Raw genomic sequence first — 12882 nt, 5'->3', positions numbered from 1 at the left:
CCGCTATTGCATATCAGGTAGTCCGTGTATAACTCGTGTTTATTTTTTCCATACGGAAATGATACGCTTATTTGCTGGGGGCTGCGTAACATCAGTTATTAAAAAACGTTGTATGGTTTTAGGCCATACAACGCTAAATAATTAACGATTTTTATAGGCGACTAGAAGATGGATGGGCACAAAATTAATCTATTTTTTTAATGTGACCATTGCCTTTAACTTCATTCTCTCTTTTGACGTCATTCTTATTCTGATGTTTAGCTTCATTTCGATTCACTTTTTGTTTATCAGCTTTATGCTCGTTTTTTACAAGCCTCAATAACGGGTTATCCTTTTTTACGCTATTGGAAAGATTGTCCCGGGCATTCAGAGCCGAGGTTATATTTGCTCGTATGGATGCCAAGGTACCGATTGTAGCGGGCAATGGGGCACTTATCATTCTAGCTAAAGCATTAATGGTAGCATTTTGTACAAACCAGTTTTGGGACACGCTTTCATCTCTAAAAGCAGTATCTAATCCCCAGACCCATTGTAAGCTTCCGGCTGCAAAAACGGTTGAGACACTATTTTTGCAAGGTGTAATTGTACAGGGCTGAGTATAAACAGTAGCATGCGATTTCGGTGCGGCGGGATTATAATTGGTGGATAGCGGGCTATCATGATCAACCACACCGAGCGGGACTGGTGATGCTGCTATAGTCTCAAGGCTTGAGGGTGTAAAACCGTTGTCGAACACTCTGTCAGCCTCATAACCTAAAAAACCTTGAAAGACTCCTGTCTCCAATGATCCTATAAGCGTACCGCTGGCTGTATAAATCCAGTTTGCATTGACAAGGGTTTGCCATGGGTCATTTTTGGATGCCAGAATATCACTATTAAGTTCAAAATTGCCTTTCGGCCCAAATGCGTACATAACACCGATTAATGCATTTTCAGGCCGGTTAGCATAGTCAGGATTCCTCCATCGAGAAGTAACCAAATTGTTATTAGTGACATTGGCATCAATAGCCAAAGGATCTTCTGCGGCTGCAAAATCTTTGTAGCCGACAATAGTGCGATTTTGTAGTGTGGTAAGCGGAGCGACGGCATTTTCCATTCTAATTTGCCAATAAGCATCGTTAGCACCGAAAAACCCAAGGCTGACTCCACGAGCCCTGGCATTTTCAAAATTATCACGCATGGCTTTGGTCCAGTATTCATCATGCCCTACAGACAATACAGCCTTATGATTTAAAAGCCCATTCCTCGCATGGGTATCAACATCAGTTTGATAAGTGACATCGTAACCTTGAAGCTCCATAAAATTGAGCATATTGATATCCCATGCCGTTAATGCACCTAAACCACCACCCGAATCGTAGGGTCGATTAAAAGAAACTTTACGTGCAGGTGCATTATTAGTGGAATTGAAGCCATACAATGATTTGCCGCCCCAGGCGTTATAAGCTTGCCACGTAGTGGTGCTGGTCTGAAACAGATAATCGGAGGTGCGGTTATCATCCCTAACCACAAAAGGAATGTATTGGGTATGGCCTGTCCAGACTCCGGTAAGACTGGCAATATAAATACCGCTGGCCCATGTGCTGGGTATGGCGAGAGTGTAAGGACTAGTCCAATTAGCTTGTATCAAACCCGTGGTGGCGTTAGGTGTAGGCAAGACTTGTTGGATGCTGTTTCGTAAAGGTGAGGCATTAACCTTCCTAGCTCCCAGACCGCCATACCAGCCTAATCGGTATACATTTATAGTATATTGAGGGTTGAGACTTGGAATAGCACTCACGTATAAATTAATAGACTGACCAACATTAACTGAATCTTTATCTGCATAGCCTTCTATTTCATGTATATTGTCGCCGGGATTGGATCCCAGCACATAAAGTTCGTACCACTCTGAGGTACCAGGCAGCGCATTTTCGGTTTGAATACGGTTGAGCGCTAACGCGTGTGTGTTTATGGCTAATAAACACACAAAACCGAGAAGCCTAGGTGCTAGTTTAGTAAAACGCGTTGGCAATGCAGTCAAAAGTTTCAACCTACGCTTTATCGCCAAAACTTTCTGGGAATGGCTGGTAAAGCGTAATGCCTGTAGCAAATTAATCATTAGAGCACTCCTAAGTTTTAAGTTATAAAAAGTTCCTTTCCATAGTCCTCTGGAAAGAGTGGGCTAAATTAAGACGTTAAATATTATTGACATTCTTACAGAACTTGCTTAAAAGTTGATTATCCATTATTAAACCATTACATATTAGTAGCATTATTTATCAAGCTGTAAATTAAAATAGCAACTTAGATATAGTTTTATCAGATTTTAGTATATATAAATATGTGGCCACAGCAATACGTATAAGTACCTATAGTATTGTGTAGTTAAGCTGTTAGTTTATGAATCAGGTGCTTTTAAAACTACTCTATAGAGGCGGTGCGTTATAATACCTACACATTTTTTAATGTCATTTAAAAACCGCAATTGTATGAATATTACCGCGCTTTACCCTGGCACTTTTGATCCCATCACCAATGGCCATCTTGATTTGATCATTAGAGCATCGAAACTTTATCCCAGAGTAGTGGTCGCAATTGCCAACAATGTGGGGAAAAATCCTCTGTTTTCTTTTGAAGAAAGACTGAGCTTAGCTACGGAAGTTACTAAAGCGTATGACCATGTTGAGGTAATCGGTTTTGAGGGTTTATTGGCAGAGTGCGCAAAACAACAAGGTGCCCAGGTTGTTTTACGGGGCATGCGCACAGTAGCGGATTTTGAATATGAATGGCAGATGGCAAGCTTAAACCGTCATTTGGCACCGGATTTAGAAACGGTATTTTTAATGCCTAGCGAACAGCATACTTTTATTTCTTCCAGCATGATCCGTGAGATTGCACGTTATAAAGGGGATGTTTCGCGTTTTGTTCCAAAAATTGTGCAACAACAGTTACACGCAAAATTTAATCAGGAGTAAGTGTGTCCCTTATTATTTATGATGAATGTATTAATTGTGATGTGTGTGAACCCGAATGCCCCAATGGTGCCATTTCTCAGGGTGAAGACATTTATGTAATTAATCCCGCCTTATGTACCGAATGCGTAGGCCATTATGATTTACCGCAGTGTGTAGAAGTGTGCCCTGTCGATTGCATTACCAAAGATCCACAGCATGTAGAAAACCAGGCCAGTTTGTATGAAAAATATGTCGCATTAACGCAATAAGCCTGGGGGTTTATTTAGAATTAAACCATTGCAAACTGTCAACCGTAGTACCTACAGGCTTATATTCAGCACCGACCCAACCTGAGTAGGCAGATGCGGCAATCGTTGCAAAAACCTGTTCAAAGTTAATATCGCCTGTGCCAGGCTGGCCACGTCCAGGGCAATCGGCAAACTGGATATGGCCAATTTTATCGCTGTAATCAACAATAAACCGGCTAACCTCTTCACCCATTTTGCTCATGTGATAAATATCGTATTGCATGAACAGATTGGGCTGTTTGAGTTCATCAAGAACAGCGCACATCTGTTCGCCACTGTGAATTATAAAGCCCGGCATATCATGAGTGTTGATAGCTTCAAAGACGGTTTTAATGCCCAGTGGCGCAAAGGCTTGCGCGGCAAAAATCAGGTTTTTTTTGAAGGTGTTCAAATATTCTTGATGCCGTTGTGGGGTCAAACAACGCCCAGGCAAGACATTAATCAGTTCGGGTTTTAAAACCTTAGCATACGCAATCGCCTGGGTTACGGCGTGTTGAAATTGCTGACGCTTTTCGGGTACACAGGCAAGGCCTTCGCCGCCTTGCAATAAATCATCGGCATCGATGTTAAATAACACTAACTTCAATTCGTTTTCTTCTAAAGCTTTACGCAAAATTTCAGGGCTTAAACTATAGGGAAATTGGATTTCCACAGCTGTAAAGCCATGCCGTTTTGCCAGTTTAAAACGTTCAAGCACAGGGACTTCGGTAAACAATACGCTGAGGTTGCCGGTAAATTTAAGCATCGGGTTGCTTAAACAAGTTGATTAACGTGGCGGGGTCTTGTTCCAGATAACCATTAAGTCCGTGTAATTGCAGCAGTTGTGCCGCCAAACCCGACATAGGAATGCTGTTGCCGTGTTGCTGGGCTATATCAACCGCCATATTCAAATCTTTTAATAGGATTTTAACGCGCCATTTGATAGGTTCAAAGGAATTTGTCGCCATTTGCGGGCCGACAATTTGTAACGGTTTGGAATCAGCAAAACCACCCGCTAAAGCCTGAGGAATTTTTTCGGCATCGACACCGGCTTGTTGTGCTAATGCCATCATTTCGGCAATCACCAGCACATTGCAACTGACAATCATTTGGTTACATATTTTAGTCACTTGACCGCTGCCCACAGCGCCCATATGGGTTAGTTGGCTATACAACGGCGCTAGCACGATACGTGCAACAGCAATGTTATCATCACTACCGCCCGCCATGATGGCAAGATTGCCCTGCTCAGCACCACTTACGCCACCGGATACCGGCGCATCGACCCAGCCCATGCCACAGTTTTCATGTAACTGTTGAGCCAAACGCTTTGTGGTTTCGGGATGAATGCTGGATAAATCTATGAGTAATTTGTCTGAGCTACCGGAACTCATTAAACCTTGATGCACTACATTTTCAACAGCTGCCGTGTCGGCTAAGCACAGCAGTATCACGTCTGATGTTGTCGTCAGTTCGCTAATAGTGTTACAGGCATGAGCACCGGCATCAAGCACTGAGGTTAATTTTTCCGAGCTGCGATTCCAGACATTAACGTTAAAGCCTGCGTTTAGTAGGCGCAATACCATCGGCTTACCCATTAAGCCGATACCGATAAAACCGAGTGTAGGGTTTGTTTCCATGGGTAATCTTAAACTTATCTAAAAAGGTCTTTAAGGGATTGCTTATTTAAGTCGGGATATGCCAAATCGCAAAAAACACTATGCCTGCATTTTACTGGCTGGTTAAGGCTTATCCAATTCCGCTATCAATAGTCATTCAAAGAAGTCATTCAAAGATTTTAAAGAATGCTCGAACAAATCAAAATCGAAAAGATCCACCTCAGCATCAAGCGTTTCCGGCTCTAGTGAATTTTCCATTTCGGTAGTCTTATTCACAAATTGATCAGCTAAAGCTAATGTACTGGATTGAGGGGAAATTGACTCTAGCTCTACCACAATGTTTTTCAATAAGCCGACTGCTATCGGCAATTGGAAACACTTGTGCGGCCTTCATAGCCGCTAGGTTTAAAACTTCAATCAACCCGTGTAACCGTGGAATTTGATCCGCATCAACTTCTACATGGATTGATTCAGGCCTTAAACCGGGCGGCTTTGAAAGTAGCACCGGCGGCTCCCAGTACCCACAAGCAGCCAGCCCATTGAAAAAGACACCGTGGTGGCGTTAAAACCAACCGTTTCCACCCAAGCACCCAAAAGCCCAAGCGCGGACATTAGCACGTCGCCAAGCGCTACAAATGGAAGGTGCTTTAAAAGTTCAAGAATGTTGTACAGGATTATTTTTTTACCGAGGCAAAAAATCCCGCGTTGTTCATAACTTTTAGTACAGAAGCTACATTATAGTTGCCTTTCACAAGACATGACTTATCGCTGACAGTAACTGATTTGACGCCATCAATCTGTTTAACAGCATCTTCTATAGAGGATGAGCATCCTCCACAGCAATTATGAAATCCAACAATTTCAGTATTTGACGATTTTTCATCGAGTACCGTAGCTTTCATTGCAATTTTATCATTGTCGCTTTTACCGTAGAAACCCGCCAAAGCAATAGCATCTACTGCTTGTTGTGCAACATTGTCGTCACTACCAGAGATGGTAGCGGTTTTGGCATCGCGGTCAACGTTGACGGTGGCTCCTTTTACTCCCAGAACTGCATGCTCTATAGCTTCTTGGCAAGTCACACAACACATATGAAGATTGCTAAGAGTAACTTTAGTAACAGCAAACGTAGCGTTAGAAAAAAGATAAAAAATAAGCAAAATAAAAGCTCTTAATATTAAACTCATTACGGTTTCTCCAAGTAACTATAAATACAACTTTATCTTCATTTTAATTCACATTAAAATTTAAGGCTTTTCTAGAAAAAGTCAAATACTTGCTTCCAAAACAAAATCATTCTGAGGGATTCATTATAATCGTGATAATTAATCGCTAACAGGTTTATAACCTCATTTTGGGTCTGATATGCGACAGCCCACCGTCCACGGCCCATATTTGGCCAGTAATCCAATCATTAGCAGGATCGAGCAAGAACACAATTGTCCGAGCGACATCTTTTGGTTCGCCTAGCCGCCCTAGAGCGCGCATTTCCTCGGAGTATTTTCGTGCGGCATCATTACTGGTAAGTGACAACGTGAGCGGCGTTTGAGTTAAACCGGGTGCAACTGCATTAAAGCGAATATTACATGATGCGTAAGTTGCTGCTGCGGAAAGTGTAAGTCCGATGATGCCAGCTTTTGCCGCAGTAATTACTTCATGATTGGCAAACCCGGCCATAGCGGCAGCTGAAGACACTAACACAACAGAGCCGCCTTTGTTCATGTTTTTTCCGGCTGCCCGCACAGTTGCAAACGCGGTGGTCAGCGAAGCGTCAATCACGCTTTGATACTGCTGCTTGGTAGTCAGGTGTGCTGATTTTAATAGTAATGAACCGCTAAAATTGACCACACCGTCCAGCCCCCCCCCCCGCTTGATGGAAGATACTTTCTACCGCATAAAAATCGGTGGCATCCAAGATTGCGTCGGGGTTAATTTTTGAAGTGTCACGCGCGGTGGTAAATACACTGTGGCCTGCAAATCTTAACATTTCAGTGGTTGCTTGTCCGATACCGCTGCTAGCTGCGATGATTAAACAATGTGCCATTTTTTTTACCTTTATAAAGATGCATTGTAAATGAGTAAGCTGCTTGTTTGCCATTTTTGTGCTGGCTAGAATATTGATTATTACTCAAACTGTAGTCAACCATAGGTAAGCTGTCTTGACTTTTTCCTTGTTTAGGGCACACGGTATAGCATGAACCGCAATAACGTGGCCTGTTCAATTTAGATAAAAATGATTTGCAGTTAGAGTGTATTTACCCTAATAATTCCAGTTGACCATTATTTTTTATAAGGATTAATGATGCCAAAAGAATTCAATACCCTGGTAATTGGAGGTGGATGTCTTGGTTGCGCCTGTGCCTTTTCAATTAGCCGACAACTGGGAAGACAGCAAAATAAAGTTGCGATTATCGAGAAAAAAGTATTGGCCGCTGGCTTAAGCTCACGGCATAGCGCGATTGTTCGATCTGCAAATGCATCTCCAATGGCTGCCAGAATGGCAAAAATAGCGACCGAACAATGGAAATCATTAAAAACAATTTGGGGTGTTGATATTCCCTTTGAACGGCCCGGAGCAATCTGGATTACTGAAAACTCGCTAACCAGTGCTACTAATAAATGGCAACTTCTTGAGCGTACGATGCAGAAAGAAAACATCGCCTTACAAAGGATTTCTAAAAATGAAGCCACTGATTTGTGCAATGGCGCAATCAGGGTTGATCACGATGAAATGTACTTTTATGAGCCGGATGTTTTACAGTTGAACTCTTCGGAGATTCTGAACGCATTGCAGAATGCGGCTAGAATTAATGGGGTCGAAATCATAGAACATTGTGAGGTTTACGATTTTGAACGTGACAGCCACGGCAATATTGTGGGCGTGCATACAAACCAAGGCAAGATAAGCTGCAAGAATATTGTTAACGCTGCGGGTGGCTGGAGCTCGGATTTATTTGCCACGATTGACATTCACATCCCGGTGGCACTTGAGCCTGTTTATGTGGCAAATTTTTTAGTGAGCTTCCAAGAGGTTCCTGAGTCATTACCTATCATTGCCGATTTCGTTAACGGGGCTTATTTCCGTCGATGGCTAGGCAGTATTTTGCATATGCATCAACCCAGATCCCGATCAGGCAAAGAGATTGCCCGCTCCTTTAGCCGGGCCTTGATGAATCCTGAAGGAGCTAATGTCATTTATGATGCCTTAAATTTTAGCGTTAACCCTCAAAAGCTGGATCATTATTTAAAAAAAGTAGAAAACCGTTTTCCCAAGCTTAGCAAAGCAATTTATGCGGGAGGCTACCAATCATTTTTTGATATAACCCCCGATCTTAAATTTATATTGGGCAAAGATGCACAGGTGAACAATTTGTTTCACTGCTTGGGTGCTGGCCAAGCATTAAAGTATGCTCCGGTGTTTGGTGAACTCATTGCCGATCTGGTAACTAAAGGCTCTACTCAATACCCTGATATTGATATCAGCGAGTTTTCTATAGGCCGGTTTCAGGATAAAGCCATGGAACAATTTTGGACGACTGATACCGATAATAACTATTTCCTTTAGGGGTTATTTAGCGTTTTGATAATCTCCTATTTAAAAAATTTTACGAATTTATCTAAATTTAAGTGCAATTTTATTTTGCAATCTAACTGACTGTAAAAATTGTCATTATTGACTAATCAATACAGTTGATATTTTATGTCGTATTATTTTTAAGATAATTTTTTAGCTCCCTTTATTTCTTGGCAAAACTCATGGGCATTTTGATTTTAAAAAAAATGATCGGTAAGTTGGGTTGCAGCAATAACGGAAACACAGGGCATGCCTAAACGGAGGTCAGGCTTTGCCTAATTGTCAAGGAGAGCCCGACCTCCAAATATAAAGTGTCGGCTGGAAAATAAGGTAGCCTAAAAGTTTAATCAAAACAGGAAATCCCACAGCAATGCCGTGGGATAACCGAGCAACCTTCTAGCTAGGGTAAATTAGAAACCTCAACAAATCTGTTAGCCACTGTGATTTATTAGTAGCTAAATTAATCATAAAATAGCATTTACAGAAAAATTAGCATTGTTAATAAAATCAACGCTCCGGCCTCGGCAGCGCCTTTTTTTGATCGCTAATTTGTCTGCCCACCAAACTTGAAACAAACAAACTGGCTTCTGCGATAGTATGCTCCATGGCCAGTATTAATTGCGAAATATCAATACTGATAACCTTAAATTCATGATGTAAAGCCGAAATCGCCTGGGCGTTAAGATTATGTTTAAGATATAACACCTGGTCTTTAAACGCTGCTAACACCGGATGAATTTTACTTTCTGCCAGCCGCATGGCTTTCATCAAACGGGTATAATTTTGTCGCGCCAGTCTTAATTGCTGCTTGCTACTAAAACGCAGACTACGGCTACTGTAATCATTAAGTTCATTTTCCCATTCCAAAAACAGCGCTTCACTCACGCCTTCTATGGCTTTAATACGGTTGCTAACCACATCTGATTTAGACCGACAAAATTGATATTGGCGGTTAAGCAAATTGTAACGCTGCTCCAATGGAGTCTCGTTAACACTGACTACGTTTTTAAACCGCGTTAACGCATCTTCAAATTCATCTCGGGTATGTTGTAAGTCCACGCAAACCTGCTCCACTTCGCGCACCATAATATCGCGCTTGTGTTCGCCTATGGATTCTTTGGCAGTGTAATAAGCATTTTTGAATTTTTTTGAAAAAAAAGGTGTAATTAAGGTGAATATTTTTTGCAGTAGATCGATTGGAGGATTATTGTCAGCCATTAGAATGTATGTGCATTAAAAATGTTTATTTTAAACGGTGCGTGTTGGGTAAAAAGGCAAAACGCATTATCGACAATAGTTAGCTCAGCGAGTTCAGATAAACTTAGCGCTGTATCGATAGCTACGGATTTTATAAGAACCAATTCTTTTGCCGTTAGTTTATGTGCCAACCATGCCGCAAGGCTATCTGAGGTGATATCCCAACTGGCTTTGATGTCGGCATTATCAAGTTCAACAATATCTGGAGACCAGATAATAATACGCTGGCCAAAATTTTGAATATCCGCAACTTTATGAGCAATAACAAGTCTGCCATTAAGACCTTTAAACAATAAGGCCATTTGCTGCATGGCTAAAATGGCCATGTGATGAGCCGTTTTGTCGTCAAACTGCCAGTGCTTTTGCGCTACTCTGACTTGCTCTGCAAAGCTGCCACCCCCTGGAACAATAACGGTAGCTGTGTTTTGGTAGCGGCTTTCAATCTTGTCCAGACACTGAAGTAACGTGCCGGATTCAGCTAAGCTCCCGCCTAATTTGATAACTAGCATTGTTAATACCAAAAATCATAAACAGGGATAGAATTTGTGTACAGTGCTATGCTCTGGTATATAAACATTTAGTGTCATTTTTTAACCTACTTACTTTTAGCGCCCATCATGCCATTATTTATTGTTTTGTGCCTCATCTTCAGTTTTCTGGTCCAAAGTGAACATCCTATTCAACATCTGCTTATAGCGCCGTGGCTGACTTATACGGCAGTAGGTTTAGCGGCGCTTATTATGCTTGGCACACTGTGCAAAAAATTAAAAGACCTTATGTGGTTTGATCTTTTTGCAAGCCTTATGTTAGTGGCGTGGTTCTCTTACTGGAAGCCATTATTTGTGGCGGATGCACCGATGTTTTTTTTCTTTCCGGTATATTTTATTGTCATTACCGCTTTCGTGTGGGTATTTTTTGTAGGACACAGAGATAGAATTGACGAGCAATCGTTTACCTATGTGCAAAAATTTGCGCAGCACCCTATGATGCAACCCTGGCTAATTATGCTGTATCTACTGATAAGTCTTGGTTTACTGGAGCATTTTTTACAATATCCTGTAGCGATGACTTTGTTAGTCCTCCGATTCGCGCTGTCTGGATGCGTACAACGCGAGACTTGAGTTACGAGACGGGCTATTCTGAAGGCCGAACACTTTTAAAAAGCCGTTTGTAATGAGTTTATCGAACTATGAACTACGTACCTTTCGATAAAATTAACAAACGGCTACACCTGTTAGATTATTGCCCGAAACGGACTTAGCGTGATGCAGTGCGCTGGGTAATAGAGCTTTCTGGACGGCTGACCGTACATTGAACGTTTTTTTGCCACAACGCTTTGCAGGCATCGCCCGCGGCATAAATGGAATCAAATCCAGTCCACAAGGCATGCCAACGCGATTCCTGGTTGAACATCTGGTGCTTAACCACCACAGGACGCGCAGGGCTTAGTGTTTGCGCCAACTGTAGGCTTGCTTTTCTATTGGTACTTTCTGCCGCAGTCTGGGTAACGAATGCACCTAAATCCACCGACCATTCTTGTGGATTACGACTGACAGAGGTTGTTAAAATATGACTTTTTCTAACCACGGTTTGATGAGCCAAAACGCTGGTGGCTTTAGGTGACCATTCTTTTGCCGGAGCACTTTTATACACGTAGGTAGCTTCTGGTTTGTTACCACAACCCAATTGATACGGCGGCGCGCCCGCGTAACCTGTAGGCATGGTTTTGATATGCGTTTGGCTACCATAACCCGAAGATTGGGCAAAGCCGGTATCCATCAAATCGTACATTAAATCGTAGCGCTCGCCGCTGGTCATACCGCCCAGTACCACGCCTATTAAACGGCGGCCATTTTGCTGGGCAGTCGCAATTAAATTATGCCCGGAACCACAGGTATAACCGGTTTTCATGCCTTCTGCACCGGGGTAAGAAGCCACAAACTTGTTGGTGCTGCGGTATTCTCTCCCATTGTAATAAAAACTGTGCGTAGAAAATAGGCGGTAATATTCAGGGAAATCATGTTGTACGTGCCAGGCAATTACAGCCATATCATGGGCTGTAGTCACTTGCCTGTCGTTAGGTAGGCCAGTGGCATTCATAAAGTTAGAATTGCTCATGTTCAACTCATGCGCCTGATGCGTCATTTTGGCCGCAAAGCGGTCTTCACTACCGCCTATTTCTTCAGCCAGCACAACCGCCGCATCATTCGCCGAACGGGTAATAACGGCAAGGATGGCATCTTCAACACTGATTCTATCCCAAGCTCTAAGACCGAGTTTACTGGGTTTTTGCTGGGCAGCATGGCTGGAGATGGTCATCATGTCGCTTAAATGCAGTCGACCTGTTTTTAAGGCATCAAAAGCCATATAAAGTGTCATTACTTTGGTTAGCGATGCCGGATACCAGGCTTGATTGGAATTGACCTGCTGCATTACGTTACCGGTGTTGGCATCAACCACAATGGCAGCGTAGCGCGCGTAGCTAAGGTCTGGTGCTAAAAGCAAGCATAAAGGGACAAGAAAGCGGTGCAGTGGTTTTACAGTAGTCATTTAAGTGTTTGTCTCAAAAAAACAGTTGTTACAAGGAGTTATATGGATTTCTATCCGTTTAAGCTTAAAAGAATATAAGAAATATTTTGGATCAATAATTTTTTCGTATTTTACAAGTAATTGCTTTTTAAGATTTATTCTTAAAATATTGCAGCAAATTACACGCCAACTTGAAAATTCAAAACAATTTTATTAAGACAAATTATTTTATTTATTAAGCATCTAATAAATATAGTAAAAAAAGCAAATATAATTTTATTTTTTTACTTTTAATGAAGGCAGCCGATGCTACCTTATAAAGGTGTAACTAAATCCGACAATATAGCTGTAAATCTTTCGGTTATGGTAGAAAATGTTCGCGAAACTTTACTCTCTCCAAGTATAGATCAAGCAACATTAACAAATGATGAATGAAAAATATTTTACAAGCCATTAAATTATATCTTTAATATGAGCTTTGATTATGCAGGGTTTAATAATCTATTTACCTATTGATTATAAATTCCGCCACACATCATTGTATTTTATTTTGACAACTGTACGACAAACAAGCGACTTCAACCAAAAACGTCTGCTTTAGCTCACTATCATGCTAAGTAGCATAAGAATATAATCAACACTTAGAGCTAGTTATGATATGCCGTTAATTAGCAAGGCTT

The 12882-nt window shown here is 41.7% G+C and carries 14 protein-coding genes; 4 read left to right on the top strand and 10 right to left on the bottom strand.

Annotation, left to right across the window (positions count from 1 at the left end; translation table 11 throughout):
* Positions 1 to 184: 184 nt before the first annotated feature.
* Positions 185 to 2101: a N,N-dimethylformamidase beta subunit family domain-containing protein gene (locus ACHZC4_RS14495; RefSeq protein WP_394754580.1), complete on the bottom strand. Its 1917-nt coding sequence runs from the start codon at positions 2099 to 2101 to the stop codon at positions 185 to 187.
* A 370-nt stretch (positions 2102 to 2471) separates the two neighbouring features.
* Here ACHZC4_RS14495 and coaD point away from each other — a divergent pair, with 370 nt between their 5' ends.
* The gene (gene coaD / locus ACHZC4_RS14490; protein WP_394754579.1) at positions 2472 to 2957 is read left to right on the top strand and encodes a pantetheine-phosphate adenylyltransferase; all 486 of its coding nucleotides are present in this window, start codon (positions 2472 to 2474) and stop codon (positions 2955 to 2957) included.
* 2 nt (positions 2958 to 2959) lie between these two features.
* Entirely contained in the window at positions 2960 to 3205 is a 246-nt protein-coding gene (locus ACHZC4_RS14485) for a YfhL family 4Fe-4S dicluster ferredoxin (protein ID WP_394754578.1), read from the top strand.
* Positions 3206 to 3215: 10 nt separating this feature from the next.
* Here ACHZC4_RS14485 and ACHZC4_RS14480 read toward each other — a convergent pair whose 3' ends face one another.
* The 6 genes from ACHZC4_RS14480 to ACHZC4_RS14455 all read right to left on the bottom strand — a co-directional run bounded on the left by ACHZC4_RS14480 (position 3216) and on the right by ACHZC4_RS14455 (position 6886).
* Positions 3216 to 3989 carry a hydroxypyruvate isomerase family protein gene (locus ACHZC4_RS14480; protein ID WP_394754577.1) on the bottom strand — a complete coding sequence of 258 codons (774 nt, stop codon included), beginning with the start codon at positions 3987 to 3989 and terminating at the stop codon, positions 3216 to 3218.
* Positions 3982 to 4863, bottom strand: coding sequence for an NAD(P)-dependent oxidoreductase (locus tag ACHZC4_RS14475; protein ID WP_394754576.1), 882 nt, complete (start codon positions 4861 to 4863; stop codon positions 3982 to 3984). The genes ACHZC4_RS14480 and ACHZC4_RS14475 overlap by 8 nt, the downstream gene beginning before the upstream one ends.
* 262 nt (positions 4864 to 5125) lie before the next feature.
* On the bottom strand, positions 5126 to 5347 hold the full coding sequence (locus ACHZC4_RS14470) for a hypothetical protein (protein WP_394754575.1): 222 nt from the start codon (positions 5345 to 5347) through the stop codon (positions 5126 to 5128).
* Between the two features lie 169 nt (positions 5348 to 5516).
* Entirely contained in the window at positions 5517 to 6029 is a 513-nt protein-coding gene (locus tag ACHZC4_RS14465) for a cation transporter (protein WP_394754574.1), read from the bottom strand.
* A gap of 154 nt (positions 6030 to 6183) precedes the next feature.
* Positions 6184 to 6690: an SDR family oxidoreductase gene (locus ACHZC4_RS14460; protein WP_394754573.1), complete on the bottom strand. Its 507-nt coding sequence runs from the start codon at positions 6688 to 6690 to the stop codon at positions 6184 to 6186.
* Positions 6677 to 6886, bottom strand: a complete 210-nt coding sequence (locus ACHZC4_RS14455) for a hypothetical protein (protein ID WP_394754572.1) — start codon at positions 6884 to 6886, stop codon at positions 6677 to 6679. Before ACHZC4_RS14455 ends, ACHZC4_RS14460 begins: the two co-directional genes overlap by 14 nt.
* Before the next feature lie 258 nt (positions 6887 to 7144).
* Here ACHZC4_RS14455 and ACHZC4_RS14450 point away from each other — a divergent pair, with 258 nt between their 5' ends.
* The gene (locus ACHZC4_RS14450) at positions 7145 to 8407 is read left to right on the top strand and encodes an NAD(P)/FAD-dependent oxidoreductase (protein WP_394754571.1); all 1263 of its coding nucleotides are present in this window, start codon (positions 7145 to 7147) and stop codon (positions 8405 to 8407) included.
* 516 nt (positions 8408 to 8923) lie between these two features.
* On the opposite strand, the gene ACHZC4_RS14445 is transcribed toward ACHZC4_RS14450, so the two are convergent.
* Positions 8924 to 9634, bottom strand: coding sequence for a DUF2959 domain-containing protein (locus ACHZC4_RS14445; RefSeq protein ID WP_394754570.1), 711 nt, complete (start codon positions 9632 to 9634; stop codon positions 8924 to 8926).
* Positions 9634 to 10182, bottom strand: coding sequence for a uridylate kinase (locus ACHZC4_RS14440; RefSeq protein WP_394754569.1), 549 nt, complete (start codon positions 10180 to 10182; stop codon positions 9634 to 9636). Before ACHZC4_RS14440 ends, ACHZC4_RS14445 begins: the two co-directional genes overlap by 1 nt.
* Positions 10183 to 10290: 108 nt before the next feature.
* On the opposite strand from ACHZC4_RS14440, the gene ACHZC4_RS14435 reads away from it, so the two are divergent.
* Entirely contained in the window at positions 10291 to 10794 is a 504-nt protein-coding gene (locus tag ACHZC4_RS14435; protein WP_394754568.1) for a hypothetical protein, read from the top strand.
* Positions 10795 to 10930: 136 nt separating this feature from the next.
* Here the strand turns inward: ACHZC4_RS14435 and ACHZC4_RS14430 are convergent, their stop codons facing one another.
* On the bottom strand, positions 10931 to 12223 hold the full coding sequence (locus tag ACHZC4_RS14430) for a D-alanyl-D-alanine carboxypeptidase family protein (protein WP_394754567.1): 1293 nt from the start codon (positions 12221 to 12223) through the stop codon (positions 10931 to 10933).
* Between the last annotated feature and the right edge of the window lie 659 nt (positions 12224 to 12882).

The organism is Crenothrix sp. (assembly GCF_043729335.1).
Taxonomy (GTDB): domain Bacteria; phylum Pseudomonadota; class Gammaproteobacteria; order Methylococcales; family Methylomonadaceae; genus Crenothrix.
Note: the sequence above shows the minus strand (reverse complement) of the source record. Positions and strands in the feature narration are given on the sequence as shown.